Origin of the sequence: Actinomadura sp. SCN-SB (genome assembly GCF_043906805.1) — a bacterium.
Classification (GTDB): domain Bacteria; phylum Actinomycetota; class Actinomycetes; order Streptosporangiales; family Streptosporangiaceae; genus Spirillospora.
Genome location: NZ_JBIMPP010000003.1, coordinates 157678 through 178130, shown reverse-complemented (window position 1 = coordinate 178130; position 20453 = coordinate 157678). Strand labels below are relative to the sequence as shown.

Below are 20453 nucleotides of genomic sequence, written 5' to 3'. Positions count from 1 at the left end.
GCAGGGCCCCATCCGACGTTGGCGGCGATCTTGGAGGTGGCTCATGGGTTGTCTGCACCAGACGGTGCACCTGCTCATGCACCACAATCAGTCGGCCATCGCAGAAGAGGAATCGCCTCTCGGGACAGCCGCTCGACTAGATGATCCCCACCGCGGGACGGCGACGCCGCTGCACGCGGGCGATGGGGGCGTGTAGAACCAGGACTACGAGACCTCCGGGCATGCGGTCGCGTGCGGGTCTCGCAGGGGCCCGGTCGTTGACCTGGCGGCACAAGTCACGGCCGGGCGGCCTCCAGGTAGCTCCTCCGGCAGGTTGACTCGGTGCCGACCAGGCCTCCGCCAACGAGCACAGGTCCGTTTGCGAGGCGGTTCGCTAGCTGTCGCCGACTGCCAGGAGCCGGTCGCAGCATCCGAGCGAAATTTCGGCCGTTACGGCACTCGACCCTGCGACGTCGCATCGTAACCATACAGTATTCGGCGTCCAGCCGGGACCGTAAATCGCACGGCTTCTGTCACAGCTCTGCGCTACAGTCTCTGGCGTTTCAATCACCCCCCGACGCAAGGAAGCACATGAACCTCGATTTCAGCGCCGAACCCATGTTCTCGTGGTACGTCATCGCACTCGCCGTTTCCGGGGTGCTCATGATGGGCGCTTCGATCCTTCCAGGCTCCAAGGTCCTCGCGCGGGTCGTGTACGTCGTGCTCGGCGCCGCCATGCTGGGGTACGGCATCTACCTGGGATTCCTTTTCGAAGGCGGCGAGTACCAGATCTTCTTCTACGTGTTCGTCGTCCCGATCATCGTGATCGTGAGGGCCGTCCAGGCCGCGATGGGGCGCACGCAGAACGCTTGACGGATTCGCCGATTGCCTAACGCGGTTCACCCGCCCCCTCGGTGGAGGCGGGGCCGCAGAGCGATCGTCGTCTACGAGCGGGATTCGCGGAAGTCGCGTTCCGGGGGCAGCTGGGTCGCGGCTTTCGCCGCCCAGCCCAGGTCCGCGAGGTACCCTGGCTGTGATTATTCTGGCATCCACCCAAAACGGCAGGACTGGAACCGAACAGCGGCACTGCGAATTCGGAACCGGCCGCCGACATAGCCGTCCCGCCCGGACGCTTACTTCTCAATGTGCTCGGCCCCGTTCATCGTGAGCCTCGCCGGAATCGGTGTATCGCTTATGGCTTGCGGACGGGTCTTCTTCACCCAGCCGGTTGTCGGAAGGTGCAGCCCTGCCGCCTCCGCCGGCCGAAGACCCGCGCAACACATCCATGCGAACATCGCCCGCAACTCAGGCCCGCACGACCGGCCCACATAGGTGACCGCCGTCAACGACTCCCGAGCCTGCCGAGGATTCACCACGACGCGCCGATCTACCACGCCGCCAGGTCGCCCGCGAACCCGGCGGCATGCTTGAAGACAGCCCGGTTGCGCCGGAAGGTGGTAGCCGCCGCCGGTTCGCGAACGTCGGCCGTTCCCACGCCACAAGCTGGGATCATTCGCCTCACTCATGGGTAGCGATGCCGGCTCCAGTCAGCGCCTCTGCTTAGCCGATCTGTTGGTGAGATGCGGCGAACGGGCCTTGGCTGGTGGTCAGGTGGTTCGGGGTGGGTTTGTGCGTCGGCGGGTGGACGCTAGGGCGAAGGTCAGGTAGGCCGCCAGTAGGGCGATGGCGGCGACCTTGAACATTGTGGCTACTCCGACCCATTCGGCCAGGACGCCGCCCATGGGTGGGCCCAGGACCTTTCCCAGGTCCAGGCCCATGTGCAGGAAGGCCGAGACCAGGCCGTGCGGCTGGTCGTCGCGGGTGTCCTCGAAGGCCGACGCGGCGCCGGTGACCCGTAGCAGGCCGCGGGACAGTCCGGCCGCGGCGAACACGACGACCTGGAGCCAGAACGACTCGCGGACGACGGGCACCAGGTACAGGGTGGCGACGCCCAGCAGGAACATCGGCGTGGTCAGGGAACGCCCGTTGACCCGGGCGAAGAGCGGGCCGGACGCGATCCTCGTCACCGACGACGTGAGCGAACGCACGCTGGCCAGCAGGCCGATCTGTGTCAGGGTGAGGCCGGCGGCCAGCGCCAGCACCGGCTGGAAGGTGCTGAGCAGCGCGTTGTGCACGTTGATGAAGAACATGATCAAGGCGCCGCCGAAGACCGCCATCGGCAGCGTGCGGATCGATCGCAACGCCGAGAGTGCGTTGTGCCGCGGCTCCTTGCCGTCGCCGTCCTTGGCGCGGGTCGCCGCGGCGAGTTGTCCCGGCAGTGACCGCAGCATGACCGCGGTCGCCAAGGCCGGGAACGCCGCCAGCACCAGGAAGCCGGCCGTGTATCCCAGCCGGTCGGCCACCACGCCCGCGGTGGCCCCGCCGACGGCGTTCCCGAGACCGGTGAAGCCGGAGTACCAGCCCATGGCCGACGCGATCGACAGGTGCGACGGGCGGGACGCCACCAGGACGGTGAGCTGGGTGGTGGTGGCCATCGCCCAGCCGACGCCGTCCATCGCCATCAGCGCCCCGAACAGGACCAGTTCGTCGGTGAGCGGCACGACGGCGAAGGCGCCGGCCGACAGCAGCCCGCCGACGAGCAGCAGGGGGCGGACCCGGTCGGCCGCGTAGCCGGCGCCGACCGGCAACCGCGTCAGCAGCGAGCTCAGCCCGAAGATCGCCAGTACGGTGCCGATGGCGCCGGGACCCTGGCCGCGGCCGTCGGAGAGGTAGGGCGGCACCAGGACGTGCAGTGCCGCCTCGCCGGAACTGTAGAGAAAGACGCAGAGGTACGACGCGGCCAGAGGGTTGCCCCGGCTGAACGGGTTGAGCCGGCGCCGTCGCCCCTCACTCACCGACCGGGATCAGCGAGCACATCTTCTCCTGGAGGGTGACGGTCACTTCGGTCTCGGGCGGGAACGACAGCGACGGGTGGCACCGGGCGCGCAGTTCGAGCTCGCCGACCCGGATGACGTGGTCGACGGACTCGCCGAGGAACGCCCGGGTTTGGACGACACCGCTCCATTGGCCGACGGCCTCGGACGTGGGGGCCGCGCCCTTCTGCACGTCGACGTATTCGGGACGGATCGAGACCGCGACCTTCTCCCCCACCGGAAGGTCGGCGGACGAGCTGCCCCGGATCTTGCCCTGCGGGGTCTCCACGAGGTAGATGTCGCCGGTCTCGTGGCTCTCGATCGTGCCGTCGATGAAGTTGGACGTGCCGATGAAGTCCGCGACGAACCGCGACGACGGGCGTTCGTAGATCTCCCGCGGCCGGCCGACCTGTTCGACCCTGCCGTCGCGCATCACCGCGATCCTGTTCGACATCGCCAGCGCCTCGACCTGGTCGTGGGTGACGTAGACCGCGGTGATGTTCAGCTCCCGCTGCAACCGTTTGAGCTCGAAGCGCATCTCCTCGCGCAGCTTGGCGTCCAGGTTGGACAGGGGCTCGTCCAGGAGCAGCAGGGGCGGCTCCATCACCAGCGCGCGGGCGAGGGCGAGCCGCTGCTGCTGGCCTCCGGACAGGTTGGTCGCGGGACGGTCCGCCATCTTCTCCAGCTGGACGACGGCGAGCACCCGCTCCACGCGGGCCCTGATCTCCTTCTTCGGGAGCCGCTTGGACCGCGGCAGCACTTCGAGCGGGAAGGACACGTTCTTCAGTACGTTCATGTGCGGCCAGATCGCGTAGGACTGGAACACCATGCCGAGGCCGCGCTCGTTGGCCGCCAGCCGGATCCCGCGCTTGTTGGAGAACAGCGGCCGGTCCCCGACGACGATCTCGCCGCGGTCGGGGTGCTCCAGGCCGGCGACGCAGCGCAGCGTGGTGGTCTTGCCGCAACCGGACGGGCCGAGCAGCGTGAACATCTGCCCTTCCTCGACCGTGAGCGACAGGTCGTCGACGGCGACGACTCGGGACTTGCGTTCGCTCTTGGTGCCGTCGAAGGTCTTACGGAGGTTGTCGATCTGCAGCATTGCGCTCTGCTCCCTGGGGGTTGGTCTGCGGGATCGGTGCAGGCGGCCGTTCAGTGTTCCCGGACGCCGACCTTCGCTCCGAGCCTGTTGGCGACGGCCACGAGGACGACCAGCGCGAGGATCATCAGCACCCCGAGAGAGGCGAGCTCGGTGAACTGCCCGTTCTCCCATTGCTCCCAGATCAGGATGGACAGCACCTCGTTGCCCGGCGAGTACAGCAGGATGGAGCTGGACAGCTCGCGGACGGACACCATCACGATGTAGATCCAGCCGGCGAGCAGTCCGGGCATCAGCAGCGGCAGGTTGACCCGCCGGAACGTCTGCCACCAGCTCGCTCCGCTGCTGCGCGCCGACTCCTCCAGCTCGCCGGAGATCTGGTACATCGACGATGTGGCGTACCGCATCCCGTACGGCATGTAGCGGGTGAAGTAGGCGATGAAGAGGATCCAGATCGTGCCGTAGATCGGCACCGGGAAGCGCAGGTAGACGAACAGCAGCGCGACGCCCATCACCAGGCCCGGGATGATCAGCGGCAGGAAGGTCAGGTTGTCCACCATCCAGCGGCCGGGGATCTTGGTCCGCACCACCGTCCAGGCGACGATCGCCATCAGGAACATCACCGCCGTGGCCGAGCCGATGCCCAGCAGGAAGGAGTTCTTGGCCGCCCCCAGCGCCTGGCTGTTGGTCAGCGTGTAGGCGTAGTTCTCCAGCGTGAAGGTCTCCAGGCTTTTCGTCGAGGGCATCGCGTAGTACGGCTGGAACGAGGCGTACAGGAGGATCAGCGTCGGCATGGCGACGGCGATCAGGAAGTAGGCGAAGATGAGTACGGTCGCCGGCCACCGCCATTTGCCGAGGTCCATCGGACGCGGCCGGAACCCCTTGCCGGTCACCGTCTGGTACGCCTTGCCCCTCCTCGACAGCCGGGACTGCCAGAAGACGCCGACGGTGGTCAGCGCGAGCAGTGACAGGGCGTACGCCCCGGCCTGGCCGTAGTCGGCGGGGTACTGGTTCAGCACCCGCCAGATCCGCGAGGTGAAGACCCAGGTGCCGTTCGGGATGCCGAGCAGCGCGGGCACCTCGAACGCCTCCAGCGCGCGCACCATCATGATGAGCACGGACGCGGCCAGCGCGGGCTTGGCCAGCGGGAGGCTGATCCGGCGCAGCACGGTGGGCAGCCGGGCGCCGCTCATCTGCGCCGACTCTTCGAGCGAGGGGTCCATGCTGCGGAACGCGGCGTACATCAGCAGGAACACCAGAGGGGAGAGGTGCAGCCCCTCGACGAAGATCATTCCCCAGATGCTGAACACGTTGAGCACGCCGGGTCCGAAGATCGGCTCCAGCAGCTTGTTGAACAGCCCGACCCGCGGGCTGGCCAGGAAGATCCACGCGATCGTGTGCAGGATGCCCGGAATGATCAGTGGCACCAGGGACGCGGCGAAGATCAGGCCCTTGAACGGCACGTTGGTGCGGACCGTCAGGTACGCCAGCGTGGTGCCGATGGTCACCGACAGGAGCGTGGAGCCGATCGCGAAGGCGAAGGAGTTCACGACCATGGACGTGAGGCCGTACGCCGAGTACGCCTCGGTGAAGAACCTGAAGGTGACCGACGTGCCGTCATAGAACGTGCCCCACAGCAGGTACCCGAGCGGCACCAGCGCCAGATAGGCGACGAACGCGATGACGACGGCGATGATCAGCACCTGTGGGGTGAGCAACCTCCGCCAGCTCCAGCCGCGCGTCATGTGGTTCAGCCGAACCACCAGCCGAGTCCGCTCGGCTGTCGACATATCGGTCACGACAACTCCCTGGTCGTTGGTTCGTCGGTCGGACATCCCCCGCCGTTCGCGCTCATTCGTGCTGGCAGACCACGTCGACCAGCGCCGGCTGCCCGGTCGACATGACGATCTCCGCCGCGCGGCGTACCGCGGCCTGCACCTGCTCGGGGTCGTCGATCGGGCCCTCGCCGTACCAGCCGAAGGACCGGGCGATGTTCGCGAAGTCCGGTGCCGGTCCGTCGATCTCCATGCCGAGGTAGGCGTTCTCCACCGGCGTTCCGCGATGCCGCGCGATCCGCTCCTGGTGCTCCCAGTCGTTGTAGTAGGCGCGGTTGTTGAACATGACCACCAGCATCGGGATCTTGTGGTACGCCGCGACCCAGAGCGCGCCCGGGTCGAACATCAGGTCGCCGTCCGGCTGGAGGTCGACGACCAGCTTCCCGCTGCCCTTGTGGGCCAGCGCGACGCCCAGGGAGATGGAGATCTGGGTCGCGGTGCCCAGGCTCGCGCCGGGGTGCCGGTAGGCCCTGTCGAAGTCCCAGATGCGCGGCGCCCAGCCCGAGGCGGTGCCGGCGGTGAGCACCCAATCGTGCTCCTTGACCACTTCCCAGACCTCTTCGGCCAGCCGCGAGGTCGACACCGGGGACAGGTCCCGGTCGGCCTTGGCCTGGCGGCGCCAGCCCTCCCAGACCGCCTCGTGACGACCGGCCAGCACCGACTTCCGCTCCTCCCGCGCCGGACGGCGCCCCGGATCGGCCCGTTCGAGTTCCTTGCACCGGTCGAGCAGCATCGGCAGCGCCACGGCGGAGTCGGCGGTGACCTGGAGATCGGTCGGGTGCAGCGCGGTGAAGTCGTGGGACCAGGAGGAGATCTCCAGATCGTTGAACCCGAGGTCGACGATCTTCGCGTCCGCGGGGATCCGGCTCGTGATCGTCCGGGTCAGCCGGTCCAGTACCTGGGTCGGCTTGCCGAAGTCCTTGACGTCGAGGAAGAACACCAGGTCGGCGTCCGAGAGCGCGTCGTCCGAGCCGGTCACGTTGAGCGGGTGCCGGTTGGGGAAGTTCAGCCTGATGCCCGTGTCGATGACGCCCGCGCCGAGGAGTTCGGCCAGCTCGACGAGCTGGTCGAAGGCCGCCGGGTCACGGCCGGCGTACCCGGGGACGATGACCGGTCGCCGCGCGTCGACCAGCATCCGCGCGAGGCGGTCCAGTGCCAGCGGGTCGGGGCCGATCCGGCTCGGCACCTGGTAACGCGCGGGATCGACCGGTGGGATCTCCTCGGTGAGCTCGTCCTCCTGGAGCCCGGCGTCCAGGCAGATGTAGACCGGGCCGCGTGGTTCGCTCATCGCGATCCGGTAGCCGCGGGCGATGGTCTCCGGGACCGACCGCACGGTGGCGGGCTGGTCGTCCCACTTGGTGTAGTCGCGGACCGCGTTGCCCTGCACGTTGGCGGTGTGGATCCAGTCGATGTTCGGCCGGCGCCGCTCCAGGGCCATCGGGCCGGTGCCGCCGAAGATCACCACCGGTGTCCGGTCCAGATAGGCGTAGTAGATCCCCATCGCGCCGTGCAGGAGGCCCACGACGTTGTGCAGGATCACCCCCATCGCCTCGCCGGTGGCCTTGGCGTACCCGTGCGCCAGGCCGACCGCGACCTTCTCGTGCGGGCACTCGATGATCTCCGGGCTGTTGCCGCCGTAGTTGACGATCGAATCGTGCAGGCCGCGGAAGGACGATCCGGGGTTGAGGCTCACGTAGCGCAGGCCATGCGCCTTCATCGCGTCGACCATCACGTCTGAGCCGTACCGAGCGGCGTCGTAGGCCATCTACGCTCCTTGTTCCCGACCTGTCACCCGATGTGCCGAGGTCCCCGATTTTGAACTAATGGTATAACCATTTTTCGGTCTGTCAATAGCTGGCGGCATGGACGAAACGGCCTGGCACGCGGTCCACCTCGCCAGGGTCGGCGCCGCACGGTCCCCCCGGACTCGGCATAACGGTATTACCGCCCCATTTAGCGATCAATGCGTCAGTGCATGGTCGCACCACCGTCGACGACCAGCGTCTGGCCGGTGACGAAGGCGCCGTCCTCGGACAGGAAGAACACGACCGCGCCGACGACGTCGCCCGGCATCTGGACCCGGGCGAGCGCCCTGGCCCCCACCCGGCGCCGGCGCAGCTCGAGAACCCGCTCGTCAGGCTCCTTCTCGCTGAGCGTGCTGCCCGGCGCGACGGCGTTCACCGTGATGCCGTACGGGCCGACCTCCCGGGCCAGGCTCCGCGTGAAGCCGAGCACGCCGGCCTTCGAGGTGACGTAGTGCAGGCGGGACGGCGACCCGCTCAGCGCCGTCCCGGAGGAGATGTTGACGATCCGGCCCGAGCCCTGCCGGCGCATCGCCGGCAGCACGGCCCTGCACGTGAGGAACGTCCCGCGCAGGTTGACCGCCATCATCCGGTCCCACTCCTCGACGCTCAGCTCCCCGATGCCGACCCGGGACATCGGCACCGTGGCGAAGATCGCGGCATTGTTCACCAGGCCGTCGATCCGGCCGAACTCCGCCAGCGACCGTTCCACCATCCGGCCGACGCCGTCCTCGTCCGCCACATCGGTCGGCACGGCGAGCGCGGTCCCGCCCGCGTCGCCGATCTCCTCGCACACGGCCTCCGCGGCGGCGGCGTCGAGCTCGGCGATGGTCACGGCGGCCCCTTCGGCCGCCAGCCGATGGCAGTAGGCCCTGCCGATCCCGTGCCCGCCGCCGGTGACGATGACGCAGCGCCCGGTCAAACGACCCACTTCGCCCTCCCCTCGACAGATGCCCAGGTTGGACGCCCCGCGGCCGTACGGCCAGACGCCTGAACCGAATGCTGAGACGGATCGGAGGGGCACCGCCCGTTCCTTGACACTGAATGGACATATGGACTAGCCATTAACTACCCGCACCGATGAGAAGGGGTTCCCGCATGGGCGAGGCAGAGATCCGCACCGTCGAGACCATCGGTCTGATCGGCTGGGGCCGGATGGGCGGGATGATGGGCACCTTCGCCGCCCGCGCCGGCTGGCCGGTCGTCGCGTACGACGCGTCCGAGGAGGCGCGGGCCGCCGCCGCGCAGGCGGGCGCCACGGTCGCCGGCGGGGTGGCCGAGGTGGCGGCGAGCAGCGACCTGGTGCTGCTGGTCGTGGTCGACGACGCCCAGGTCAAGAAGGCCATCACCGGGCCGGACGGCATTCTGAGCAAGGCCCGCCCGGGCACCATCGTGGCGATCTGCCCGTCGGTGCGCCCGGACACCTGCACCGAGATGGCGGACGTCGCGGCCGGGCACGGCGTCCACGTCATCGACGTCGCCCTGGTCGGCGGCGAGCGCGGCGCGGAGGCGGGCGCTCTCAAGCTGATGTGCGGCGGGCCGTCGCACGTGGTCGACGCCTGCCTCAAGGCGTTCGCCGCGTTCGCCATCAACGTCTGCCACGTCGGCGACGTCGGCGCCGGCCAGGTCGCCAAGACCGCGAACAACCTGCTGCTGTGGAGCTGCATCCGCGCCAACTACGAGGCCCTGACACTCGCCAAGAAGCTCGGTGTGGATCCCGGCAAGCTGCGCGCCTTCCTCAGCATCGGCAGTGGCGCCAACCGTCCGCTGGCCGAATGGGGCGCGCAGCGGCTGCGGTGGCCCAAGAAGGACCTTGAGGTCGCGCTGGCCTTGGCCGAGGACGCGGGCGTCCACCTGCCGTTCATCGAGGCGCTACAGCCCCTGATGGGCGAGCTGACCGTCGAGGACCTTGCCGACCTACGCTGAACGGCCGACCTGCGCTGAACGCCCGCGCCGGCGCCCCCAGGGCGCCGGCGCGGGCTCCGGCTATTTCTGCGCGGGCTGGCCGGTGACCTTGCCGTAGAGGTCGGTCCACTTCTGGCGCTGACCGACCATCTCCTCCTCGTTCACCGTGAGGACCCTGTACTCCTGGGGCAGCGCCCCCGGAACGTCGCGGTTGGTGGGGATCCGCGAGAACGACGCGATCAGCTTCTGACCGCGCTCGCTCAGCAGGTAGTCGACGAAGAGCAGAGCCGTGGCCGGCTGGTCGCTGCCCGCCATCGCCGCGACGCCGTTGGGGCGCTGCACCAGCGGTTGCACGGGCGGCTTCCACTCCACGGGCGCGCCGTCACGCTTGGCGTCGTCGATGGTCTGGGTGTAGGTCCCGATGCCCAGGCCGTACTCCCCGGCGCTGAGGAGCTCCGCCAGCGTGCTGCGTCCGTTCACGGGGACGAATGTCGCCTTGGCCTTCGTGAACGCCGCGACGGCCTGCTGCTCGGTCATGCCTTTCTCGGCCATGAAGTACCTGGTGACCATGGTGGCGAACCAGTCGTAGCTCTGTACCTCGATTCCCACCGGGTGCGCGGTGTAGTTCAGCACCTCTTCCCAGGTCGTCGGGACCTGATCGGCCTTCACCAGCTTGGTGTTCCAGCTGAGGGTGTAGGCATTGATGTAGACACCGGCCCAGTCGGGGAACACCACGTCCTTGGACAGTTTCTGGGAGAGCGGTGAGTCGAAGCGCTGCAACAGGCGCTGGTCGCCGAGGATTCTGAGGTCGGTCGCCAGGGTGATGACGGCGTCGGACCGCGGACGGCCCGCTCTGGCCTCCTGGAGCACCCGCTCCAGCATCTCCTCGCTGCCGGAGCGGTAGAAGCTCGCCTTGATCTTGCTGCTGCCGGTGGCCCGGACGAAGTCCGACATGATCGGCTTGAACTGGTCGTTCACGAGAGTGCCGTAGACCAGGAATGTCCCGGACTCCTGCTCCGCGAGCTGGACCAGCCGGTTCCAGCGCGCCCGCTCGTCCAGGCCCTTGATCTCCGACAGCACGGCGGAGTAGGCCGACCGCGCACCGGCGTCGGGCCCCTGGGCGCGGGTGTCGGTGGGACTGCCGCAGGCCGCGGCGAGAAGCGCCACGGCCAGCAGGGAGATCGCACGTAGGCGTGCGGACATAAGCTACTCTCCTCCACCTCGAATGGTAATGGAGGCCATGCAATCGACGCTTTTCACCAAGGTCAACGGGCCCATCTCATAATGTGGGCCTAATCGGGCTCCGAGCGGGGGATCGAAAACTTTTCCAGGGTCCGGTGTTGACAATTCCGGGATCCGGGAGCGACGCTTACCTGGCATCCTATGAGATAACGATTTCAAGGCGAGGAGCCGACGTGGCATTCAGTAGCTGGCGTGGAACAATGGGCTTGATCAAGCCGACGCACCGGCCGGGATCCCTGGAGGAGACCATTCGGCTGCTGCCCGAGGGGATCGGCGTCATCCCGATGACCGTGGGCATCTCCGAAGGCAGCGTCCGTGAATTCCACGACGTGCTCGGCACCATCGAGAACCATGTCCGGGAACTGGCCGAGATCGGCGTCGATCTCGTCGCTCCCGCGGGTGCGCCGCCGTTCATGGTGCACGGCTACGAAGGCGAGCGGAGAATACTCGACCGCTGGGAGCGGACCTATGGCCTTCCCGTGGTCACCTCAGGCGTGACGCAGGTCGAGGCCATCCGGGCCCTCGGCGTGTCGCGGATGGTCGGCATCACCTATTTCCCGGACGAGCTCAACGAGATGTTCGCCCGGTACTTCACCGACGCGGGCGTCACGGTGCTCGCGATGGACGGCATCGACGTCGCGTTCGACCAGGTCCAGAAGCTGTCCTCACACGAGGTGTACGCGCACGCCAAGGCGTCCTTCCTGCGCCACCCGGACGCCGACCTGATCTACCTGCTCGGCGCGGGGTGGCGCGTCCTGGACATCATCTCGGTGCTGGAGGAGGACCTCGACGTACCGGTGCTGCACAGCGTCGCCGCCAGGGTGTGGCACACACAGCGACACTTCCGCGTCGGCCGGCGCACCCAGGGCTTCGGACGGCTGCTCGCCGAGCTGCCACCCCTGGCGGCGGCGCGTCAGCCGGCGGTCGAGGCGTAGAGCGAGCCGCCGTCGACGACCAGGTCGGCGGCGGTGATGAAACCCGCCTCGGCGGAGCAGAGGAAGGCGACGGCATCAGCGATATCGGACGGCACGGCGCCACGGCCGAGCAGGTTCTCCCGTTTGCGGTCGGTGGGCTCCACATCCTCGCCGACGGGAGAACCGACCTTGTTCGGCGTGACCGCGTTGACGCGGATCCCGTGTTCGCCGAGCTGCACCGCCAGCGACCGGGTCAGGGTGATGATCGCGCCCTTGGCCGCCGAGTACGCCGTCGCGTTACGGCGGCCGCGGTGCCCGGAGGTCGAGCCGATGTTGACGATCACGCCACCGCGGCCCTGGGCGACCAGCCGCCTGCCGACGTACTTCGCGCACAGGAAGACCGAGTCCAGCGACACCGCCAGGACCCTGCTCCACACCTCCTCCTCCAGATCGAGGACGGTCGTCCCGCGGTCGGTGATCGCGACGCCGTTCACCAGGATGTCCACGCCGCCGAAGGTGTCGACCACCTCGGCCACCATCCGCTGGACGTCGGCCGCCGACGAGACGTCGCACTGCACGTAGTGCCCGGCGCCCGGCCGGATCGCGGTCAGCTCGGCGGCCACCGACGCGCCGCGGCCGGCGTCCATGTCGACGACCGCGACCCGTGCGCCCTCGCCGACCAGCCGGTGGGAGATGGCCTGACCGACGTTGCGTCCGCCACCGGTGACGATCGCGACCTTGTCCTCGAACCTCATGCGGTCTGTTCCTTTCCGAACAATGATCAACAGGACGGCGGTGTCAGCCGGCGCGCAGGGCGGCGGTGGCCTCGGCGTCGACGTCCCAGGTGTGGCCGGCGCGGACCACCACCACGCCGTACGCCGAACGCGCGGACTCGGGCGTGACGTAGCCGTTGCGCACGTCGTCCAGCACCCGCTCGACCTCGCGCTCGCGCGGATCGCCGTAGCCACCGGCTCCGCTCATCTCCCGGCGCAGCACATCGCCCGCGTGCAGCCGGACGTTCCCGTCCTGCGCCGACACGTGGCGCTCATCGGCACGGCCCGGATTCACGATGGTCGCGCCGCCGCCGCCGGGAAGACCTCCCTCGCGCCCCGCCGGGGGCGTCAGCAGATGCCCGCCGCGACTGGAGAACTGGCCGTCACCGAGCATCCGGTACTCCCGCACATAGGCCAGACCGCCGCGGAACCGGCCCGCTCCCCCGGAGTCCGGCACCAGCTCGAACCGCACCAGCTCCACCGGGAACTCCGACTCCAGGATCTCCACCGGCGTGATCGTGCCGTTGGCGACGTGGGCCTTCGACGCGGACACCCCGTCGGCGTCCGCGCGGGCGCCGACGGCACCCGCCGGCAGTTCGTACTGCACACGCGGGTAGGGCTCCCCCGGCAGGATGTGCGACAGGGTGCCGGACACGCCGCGGCTGCTCTCGCCGATCCTCGCCCGCGGCAGCACCGGGCCGAGCGCGTCGAAGATCGCCTCGGCCACCACGTTGGCGATCGGCATGTAGGTGTTCACCGGCGCGGGCATCACCGGCGACAGCACCGAGCCGTCGCGGGTGACCGTCTCCACCGCCAGTGTCAGCCCGTGGTTGGACGGCAGCTCGGGATCGACCAGGCACTTCAGCGCGTAGCTGCACACGGCCCGCACCAGCGGCGGCCTGATGTTGTACGGCCCGCCCACCTGGTCGTCGGACGCGGAGAAGCCGAACGTCGCCTGGTCACCGTCGATGGTGACCGTCACCCGGACGGCGACCGGCCTGCCGCCCTCCAGTCCCTCGCTGTGCAGGGCCGCGTAGCCCTCGTAGGAACCGTCGGGCCAGGTCGCGATCGCCGCCCGCGCCCGGCGTTCGGTCAGCAGGTAGAGCCGCTCGGCGGCGGACGCCACCGTCGACGTGCCGTGCTTCGCGCACAGGTCGCGCACCCGCTCCGCGCCGAGCCGGGTCGCGCCCACCTGGCCCTGGAGGTCACCGATCACCAGGTCCGGTGTCCGGCTGTTCGCCCGCAGGATCGTCTCCACCTCGCGCACCGGCTCGCCGCGATGGGAGAAGCGCACCGGCGGCACCATCAGGCCCTCGTGGAAGATCTCCCGTGCCTGGCCCGAGCTGGAGCCCGGCACCAGGCCACCGATGTCGCTCTTGTGCGCGATGCTCGCGGAGAACCCGAACAGGCCGCCGTCGATCACGATCGGCGACAGGATCGCCATGTCGGGCGCGTGCGGGCTGCCACCCCAGTAAGGGTGGTTCACCAGGTACGCGTCGCCGTCCGACAGCTCGTCGGCCGAGTAGAACGACAGCAGGCCCTCGACGCATGCCGGGAACGCGCCGAGGTGCAGCGGCAGCACCGTGAACTGCGACAGCACCCTTCCGGCCGGGTCGAGGATCGCGCAACTGGCGTCCCGGGACTCACGGATGATGGTCGAATACCCCGTACAGAACAGGGAGTTCTGCATCTCCTGGACGATGCCGGCGAGGCTCTGGCTGACCACCTCGACGGTGATCGCGTCGACGGCGGGTGCGGTGTTCCGGGTCATCCGGCAAGCTCCACGATGAGGTTTCCGATCGGGTCGACGGTGACCACCTGCTCGGGGCAGATGACCGTGGTGGCGTCGTACTGGTCGACCAGGGCCGGCCCGGCGAAGCGATGCCCGGCGCGCAGCCCGTGCCTGTCGTAGACCGGCACGTCGACCATCCCGCCGGCGCCGGCGAAGTACGCGCGCCGGGTGCCGGCCAGGGCCGCCTCGACCGGGCCGTCCGCCTCCTCCAGCCGGGCGAGCTCCACCTTCGGCACCACGCCCGTCGCCTCCAGCCGGTAGTTCACGACCTCGACCGGCTGCCCGGGAGCGGCATGCCCGTGGCAGTTGCGGTGGATCTCGTCGAAGCGCGAGCGGTACCGGGCCAGGTCGCCGTCGGCGAGCGGGACGGAGTCCACCGGCACCGGATTCTCGTAACCCTGGCCGGCGTAACGCATGTCGAGGAAGTACCGGAACCGCATCCGCTCTGGCGCGAACCCCTCCTGGGCGAGCTGCTCCACGGCCGGTCCCCGCAACCGCTCGAACAGGTCGGTGACCTCGTCCGCGGACAGCCGCTCGATGTCGGTCAACCGGCTGCGCACGTAGTCGTGCTTCACGTTCGACATCAGCAGCCCGAGCGCGGAGGTGGCACCCGGCGCGGGCGGGATCAGCAGCCGCGGCACGCCGAGGTCGACCGCGATCCGGCCGGCGTGCAGAGGCCCCGCGCCGCCGAACGGCACCAGGGTGAACTCGCGCAGGTCGAAGCCCCGCTCGGTGGAGATCGCCTTGATCGCCTCGCCCATCTTCACGTTGACGATCTCGACGATCCCGGCGGCGGCGCGCAGCAGGTCCAGGCCCAGCGGTTCGGCCACCTTGGCGCGGATCGCGGTCTCGGCCAGGTCGCGGTTCAGGCTCATCGCCCCGCCGAGGATCTCGGTGGGGTTGAGGTAGCCGAGGACGACGTTCGCGTCGGTGACCGTGGCCTGGTCGCCGCCGCGCCCGTAGCAGGCCGGCCCGGGGACCGCGCCGGCGCTCTGCGGCCCGACGTGCAGCGCGCCGTGGGCGTCGACGGTGGCCACCGTCCCGCCGCCCGCGCTGACGGTGTTGATGTCCAGCATCGGCAGCGCGATGTCGCGTCCGCCGATCTTGTTGCGGTCGCTGATCAGCGGTTCGCCGTTCTGGATCAACGCGACGTCGCAGCTGGTGCCGCCCATGTCGAAGGTGACGATGTCGTCGATCCCGGCCGCGGCGGCCAGCGCGCTGCCCGCGGTCACGCCCCCGGCCGGTCCGGACAGGATCGTCCCCACCGCGCGCGCCGAGGTGCTCTTGAACGGCGCCGAGCCGCCGTTGGACTGCATCGTGAACCGGCTCGCCGGGGCCACCTTGAGCTCGTCCAGCCGGTCGCCGAGCTGCTCGACGTACCGGCCGAGAACGGCCGAGACATAGGCGTTCACCACGACCGTGCTCAGCCGGTAGTACTCGCGGATCTGCGGCAGCAGGTCACTGGAGGTGGAGATCCACCACTCCGGATGCGCCTCGCGGAAGGCCCGCGCCACCCGCTGTTCGTGGTCGGGGCACATGAACGAGAACAGCAGGCAGATCGCCACCGACTCGACCCGCTCCGCCTCGAACACCGCGATCGCGTCCCGCACGGACCGCTCGTCGAGCTCCACCCGCACCTGGCCCTGGGCCCCGATCCGCTCGGTGATCTCCACCGTGCGCGAGGGCGGCGCCAGCGGCGCGGGCTTGCTGTAGCCGAGGTCGAACACCGCGGGACCGTACGGGCGGCTCTGCTCGGCGGTCTCGTAGATCCCGCGGAAGCCCGCCGTCACCGCGAGCCCCACCCGGGCACCGCGCTCCTCCAGCAACGCGTTGGTCGCCACCGTCGTACCGTGGGAGAAGAACCCGATCTGCTCCGGCCGGACGCCCTGCTCCCGCAGCAGCTCCAGCCCGTTCAGCACCGCCCGGCCCGGGTCGTCCGGCGTGGACGGCACCTTGAGAATCCGGTACGTGCCGGTCTCCTCGTCGAACACGACGAAGTCCGAGAACGTACCGCCCGTGTCGACGGTCACCCGATAACGCGACAAACGTCCTCCTCATAGTCCTGGCCGTGTCCGCATCTCTCCCGCGGGCGGCTACCGGTAGCCGATCAGCCGGTGGAACTCCTGCTCCCAGCGCGTCCGCTCCGCGACGTAGCGCCGGTAGTCGATGGTCAGCAGCCGCATGCCGGCCAGCCGGCCGCCCCGTGCCATCTCCGCGTTGGTGACCCGGCCGAGTTTCGCCAGCTCGGCCTGCCCGGCGGTCAGCACCCACTCGTAGAACAGCAGGGCCGCCGCGGGATGCCGCGCGTTGGCGGTCAGCGCGGAGCCGACCGGCTCGACGTACATCGGCTGCACCGCCGGTCGCCAGTCGATCGGCGCGCCCTTCTTCGCCGCGCCCTCCACCTCGTGCACGAACGAGCCGAGCGAGGCGAGGTGCTCGCCCGAGGCCACCGCGTTCGCCCGCTCCGTGCCGCCCTCCATGTGCACGGCGTTCTTCCCGATCTCGCGGAACAGGTCGCGGAACCTGTCCTCGGACCAGCCCTGCCGGCCGACGAAGTGCTCATGCAGGGCGTAGTACATCGCGTCGTGCCGGGGGTCGATGAGCAGCCTGCCCTTCCAGCGCGGGTCGGCCAGGTCCTCGTACGACGACGGCCGGTCGGCCGCGGCCACCCGGTCGGTGTTCCAGGAGGTGGCGAAGATCGTGTACTGGTTGGCGGTGAAGCCCACGCCCTTGGCGATCGCGGGAAGCGTGTCCCGCACCGGCCCCCGGTACTCGGTGAGCACGCCCTGGTCATGCTCGATCAGCTGGTACTCGGCGGTGTTGTCGACGATGTCGCTGCCGACCCGGCCCGCGGCGGCCTCCGAGTGCGCGCGCTGGGCCACCGTCTGCGACTGCGCGCGATACACCTCGGTGGTGATTCCGTACGCCTTCTCGAACGCCGGCAGCACCTTCGGCAACGTGTTGTTGCTGGTGTAGATCACCACCTTGCCCTCGGCCTTCGCCAGCTGGGCGAGCCGGTCCGTGCGCTGCCGCCCCGACAGCCCGTTGAGCTGGTCGTACACCTTCGTGAACGCCTCGCTGGACCCGGACGCCGCGCCGCCACCCCGCGCCGAGTTCGTCGGCGGCCGGCCGCACGCCGTCGCCCCGGCGACCACCACCGCCGCGATGCCGGCCGCCAGCGCCCGCCGCGGGCTCACTTGCGACCCGCCACCGTGCCGAGCCGGGTGACCTTCTCGAACGCGTCCTGCCAGCGCTTGGACTCGGCGACGTACCGCTTCAGGTCGATCACCTTGACCGTGCTCATGTCGAGTTTCGACATGTCCGCGCGGGCCGGGTCGATGTGGGCGTCGACGAAGATCTGCTGCCCGCCGTCCTTGGCCAGCAGCCAGTCCATCAGCAGCAGCGCGCCTGCGGGGTTGGGCGAGTTCTTCACCACGCCCGCGCCCTGGGCACGGACGATCGCCGGGCTCACCGTGGGCTTCCAGGCGAGCGGCAGACCGGCCTCCATCGACTCCTCGGTCATGTACGTCGGCAACGCCGCCACGGCGCCGTACTCACCGACGCCCAGCAGCTCGCGCATCGTCGAGTGACCGCTGACCATGACGGTGCCCTCGGCGATGTCCCGCCACAGCTTGTCCACCTCTGCCTGCGACTTGCCCTGCTGCAGCCAGTGCTCCGACAGGGTCATGTACCAGTCGGAGTTGTTGGGCTCCATCGCCAGCCGGCCGTTCCACTTGGGGTCGGCGAGCTCCTCCCAGGACTTCGGAGGGCTGGTCACCTGCTCGGTGTTCCAGGCCGGTTCGTAGACCTGGAACCTTGTGCCGGTCCAGGTGGTGGACGGTTTGGCCGCGTCGTGCAGCGCCTGCCGTTCCGGCGAGTCGTAGACCGCGAGCACGCCCTGGTCGCCGAGCTCCACCAGCTCCGTGCCGCCGCTCTCCACCACGTCGGCGCCCGGCTTGCGGGCCATGACCTCCTGCACCAGCCGCCGGCTGATGGCCTCGGTCGAGGCCCGGTAGACCGTCAGCTTCAGCCCGTAGCGCTGCTGGAACCGCTTCTGGACCTCGCCCGCCACCTTGTTGGTGAGCGCGGTGTAGATGCTGACGGTACCGCCGGCGTCCTTGGCGAGTTGCGCGAGCTTGTCGGCGCGCTGCCGGCCTTGCAGGCCCTTCACCTGGTCGAGCACCGCGGCGAGCTTCTCATCGGCCGTGCCGCCGCCGGTGGGGCCGGAGGTCGGGGTACCGCCACAGGCCATGAGGACGCCGGCGAGCAGGGAGATACAGAGCAGGGACAGGGGCTTTCTCATCGGTTCTCCTCGACAGGGGGTCGGCATCCGTGGCTCAGCATCACTGGTGCCGTGGAGACAACGGGGACGTCTTCGCCGGCGAGACCTCGGTCAGCCGGCCCGTCTTCATCGCGTCGTCCACCCAGCGCGTCGTGATCTGGTCGGCGGCGAAGTCCGGGTGGGCGAGGACCGCCCGCAGGAACGCGAGGTTGGTGTCGACACCGTCGATCACGAAGTCCGCCAGCGCGGCGCGCGTGCGGGCCGTCGCGTCGGCGCGGTCCCGGCCGTGGACGATCAGTTTGGCCAGCATCGAGTCGTAGTAGGGCGGCACCCGGTACCCCGCCTCGCAGTGCGTGTCGAGCCGGATGCCCGTGCCGGACGGCGGACGCCAGGCGGTGATCGTCCCCGGGGACGGGCGAAAGCCGTCGGCGGGCCGCTCGGCGGTGATCCGGCACTCGATCGCATGCCCCGTGAAGCCCACGTCGCGTTGCTCGACGGGGAGCGGCTCGCCACCGGCCAGCCGCAGTTGCAGCCGCACCAGGTCGATCCCCGTGATCTCCTCGGTGACCGGATGCTCGACCTGGATCCGGGTGTTCATCTCCAGGAAGTAGTACTCGCCGCGATCCTGGTCGACGATGAACTCGACGGTGCCGGCCTGCCGGTACCGGATGGTCTCGGCGAGCCGCATCGCGGCCGACCGCGCGCCCGTGCGGATCGCTTCCGGAACGCCCGTCGCCGGGGCCTCCTCGATGATCTTCTGGTGGCGGCGCTGCGCCGAGCAGTCCCGCTCGCCGAGGTGAACGACACCGCCCGTGCCGTCGCCGAAGACCTGGACCTCCAGGTGCCGTCCTCGGGGGACGTAGCGCTCGACGTACATCGTCCCGTCGCCGAACGCCGCCTCCGCCTCGGCGACCGCACCGGCGAACGCCGAGGCCAGCTCGCCGGGATCGCGCACCACCCGGATGCCGCGTCCGCCACCCCCGGCCGCCGCCTTGAGCAGCACCGGGTAGCCCAGCCGTTCGGCGGCCTTCGCCGCGTCGGCCGCCCCGCCCGGCACGCCGCCCCCGGGAACCACGGGGACGCCGTGCCGCTCGGCGAGCCGCCGGGCGGCGAGCTTATCGCCCATCGTCCGCACGGTCTCGCCGCGCGGGCCGACGAACGTCAGCCCGGCCTCCTCGCACGCCGCGGCGAACGCGGCGTTCTCGGAGAGGAAGCCGTATCCGGGGTGTACCGCGTCGCAGCCGGTGCCGATCGCGGCGGCCAGCAGGGCGTTCTGGTTCAGGTAGCTGTGCGCCGCTCGGGGCGGTCCGACGCACACCGCGCGGTCGGCGAGCCGGGCCGGAAGGCCGTCCCTGTCGGCCTCGGAGACCGCGGCCACGGTCTCGATGCCGAGCTCGTGGCAGGCCCGGATCACCCGGACCGCGATCTCACCGCGGTTCGCGACCAGGAGGCGGCGCAGGCTCACTCGCCCGCCTCCGGCCTGATCTCCATCAGCGGCTGGCCGAACTCGACGAACTCCTCGTTGGCGACCAGGATCCGCACCACCTCACCGCGCACTCCGGCCTGGACGCCGTTGAACATCTTCATGACCTCGATCAGCCCGACCGTGTCCTCCGCCTCGACCCGGCCGCCGACCTCGACGTACGGCGGCGCGCCCGGTTCGGGGGCCGCGAAGAACACCCCGACCACGGGGGCCGTCACGACCTCCACGTTCTCCGCCGCGCCCGCGGGCGCGGCGGCCGAGCCTGCGGAAGGATCCGGCTCGGCCACCGCGACCGGTCCGGGCCCGGAGGCCCGCGGCACGGCGGCGGGAGGCGAGTGACCGCCGGTGCCGGTGCGGTCGGCGACCAGGTGCAGGTCACCGAGGCGCAGCTCAAGGAACTCGATGTCCTCGTGCTCGTCCACCAGGTCCAGGATCAGCCGGACGTCGTCGTGCGTCAGGTCCATCGGCCGGGGCTCC

16 protein-coding genes are annotated in these 20453 nt (G+C 69.7%); 3 read left to right on the top strand and 13 right to left on the bottom strand.

Annotated features, from left to right (window positions below; genetic code table 11):
- The first annotated feature begins 570 nt into the window (after window positions 1–570).
- Entirely contained in the window at window positions 571–852 is a 282-nt protein-coding gene (locus tag ACGWYJ_RS03345; protein ID WP_395104023.1) for a hypothetical protein, read from the top strand.
- Between the two features lie 734 nt (window positions 853–1586).
- Here ACGWYJ_RS03345 and ACGWYJ_RS03340 read toward each other — a convergent pair.
- From ACGWYJ_RS03340 to ACGWYJ_RS03320, 5 genes are all read right to left on the bottom strand, one after another.
- A complete protein-coding gene (locus ACGWYJ_RS03340) occupies window positions 1587–2834 on the bottom strand; it encodes an MFS transporter (protein ID WP_395104022.1) in 1248 nt (415 codons plus the stop codon).
- Complete coding sequence (locus ACGWYJ_RS03335) at window positions 2827–3951, bottom strand: ABC transporter ATP-binding protein (protein WP_395104021.1); 1125 nt, start codon at window positions 3949–3951, stop codon at window positions 2827–2829. The genes ACGWYJ_RS03340 and ACGWYJ_RS03335 overlap by 8 nt, the downstream gene beginning before the upstream one ends.
- Before the next feature lie 50 nt (window positions 3952–4001).
- Window positions 4002–5738, bottom strand: coding sequence for an ABC transporter permease (locus ACGWYJ_RS03330; protein ID WP_395104080.1), 1737 nt, complete (start codon window positions 5736–5738; stop codon window positions 4002–4004).
- Window positions 5739–5799: 61 nt separating this feature from the next.
- Entirely contained in the window at window positions 5800–7548 is a 1749-nt protein-coding gene (locus ACGWYJ_RS03325) for a thiamine pyrophosphate-binding protein (RefSeq protein WP_395104020.1), read from the bottom strand.
- 203 nt (window positions 7549–7751) lie between these two features.
- Window positions 7752–8516 carry an SDR family NAD(P)-dependent oxidoreductase gene (locus ACGWYJ_RS03320; RefSeq protein WP_395104019.1) on the bottom strand — a complete coding sequence of 255 codons (765 nt, stop codon included), beginning with the start codon at window positions 8514–8516 and terminating at the stop codon, window positions 7752–7754.
- A gap of 167 nt (window positions 8517–8683) precedes the next feature.
- Here ACGWYJ_RS03320 and ACGWYJ_RS03315 point away from each other — a divergent pair, with 167 nt between their 5' ends.
- Window positions 8684–9511, top strand: a complete 828-nt coding sequence (locus ACGWYJ_RS03315) for an NAD(P)-dependent oxidoreductase (protein WP_395104017.1) — start codon at window positions 8684–8686, stop codon at window positions 9509–9511.
- A 60-nt stretch (window positions 9512–9571) separates the two neighbouring features.
- Here the strand turns inward: ACGWYJ_RS03315 and ACGWYJ_RS03310 are convergent, their stop codons facing one another.
- Complete coding sequence (locus tag ACGWYJ_RS03310) at window positions 9572–10693, bottom strand: ABC transporter substrate-binding protein (protein WP_395104016.1); 1122 nt, start codon at window positions 10691–10693, stop codon at window positions 9572–9574.
- Window positions 10694–10932: 239 nt separating this feature from the next.
- Here ACGWYJ_RS03310 and ACGWYJ_RS03305 point away from each other — a divergent pair, with 239 nt between their 5' ends.
- On the top strand, window positions 10933–11667 hold the full coding sequence (locus tag ACGWYJ_RS03305; RefSeq protein WP_395104015.1) for a hypothetical protein: 735 nt from the start codon (window positions 10933–10935) through the stop codon (window positions 11665–11667).
- Here the strand turns inward: ACGWYJ_RS03305 and ACGWYJ_RS03300 are convergent.
- The 7 genes from ACGWYJ_RS03300 to ACGWYJ_RS03270 all read right to left on the bottom strand — a co-directional run bounded on the left by ACGWYJ_RS03300 (window position 11646) and on the right by ACGWYJ_RS03270 (window position 20440).
- Window positions 11646–12401, bottom strand: a complete 756-nt coding sequence (locus ACGWYJ_RS03300; protein WP_395104014.1) for an SDR family NAD(P)-dependent oxidoreductase — start codon at window positions 12399–12401, stop codon at window positions 11646–11648. The two genes, ACGWYJ_RS03305 and ACGWYJ_RS03300, sit on opposite strands and share 22 nt — an antisense overlap.
- A gap of 43 nt (window positions 12402–12444) precedes the next feature.
- A complete protein-coding gene (locus ACGWYJ_RS03295; RefSeq protein ID WP_395104013.1) occupies window positions 12445–14190 on the bottom strand; it encodes a hydantoinase B/oxoprolinase family protein in 1746 nt (581 codons plus the stop codon).
- A complete protein-coding gene (locus ACGWYJ_RS03290; protein ID WP_395104011.1) occupies window positions 14187–16241 on the bottom strand; it encodes a hydantoinase/oxoprolinase family protein in 2055 nt (684 codons plus the stop codon). Before ACGWYJ_RS03290 ends, ACGWYJ_RS03295 begins: the two co-directional genes overlap by 4 nt.
- A 63-nt stretch (window positions 16242–16304) precedes the next feature.
- On the bottom strand, window positions 16305–17408 hold the full coding sequence (locus ACGWYJ_RS03285) for an ABC transporter substrate-binding protein (RefSeq protein WP_395104010.1): 1104 nt from the start codon (window positions 17406–17408) through the stop codon (window positions 16305–16307).
- Window positions 17405–18514: an ABC transporter substrate-binding protein gene (locus ACGWYJ_RS03280; RefSeq protein ID WP_395104009.1), complete on the bottom strand. Its 1110-nt coding sequence runs from the start codon at window positions 18512–18514 to the stop codon at window positions 17405–17407. Before ACGWYJ_RS03280 ends, ACGWYJ_RS03285 begins: the two co-directional genes overlap by 4 nt.
- A 40-nt stretch (window positions 18515–18554) precedes the next feature.
- Window positions 18555–19958 (bottom strand): acetyl/propionyl/methylcrotonyl-CoA carboxylase subunit alpha, encoded by a 1404-nt coding sequence (locus ACGWYJ_RS03275; protein WP_395104008.1) that lies wholly within the window; start codon window positions 19956–19958, stop codon window positions 18555–18557.
- Window positions 19955–20440, bottom strand: coding sequence for an acetyl-CoA carboxylase biotin carboxyl carrier protein (locus tag ACGWYJ_RS03270; RefSeq protein WP_395104007.1), 486 nt, complete (start codon window positions 20438–20440; stop codon window positions 19955–19957). The genes ACGWYJ_RS03275 and ACGWYJ_RS03270 overlap by 4 nt, the downstream gene beginning before the upstream one ends.
- Window positions 20441–20453: the final 13 nt, after the last annotated feature.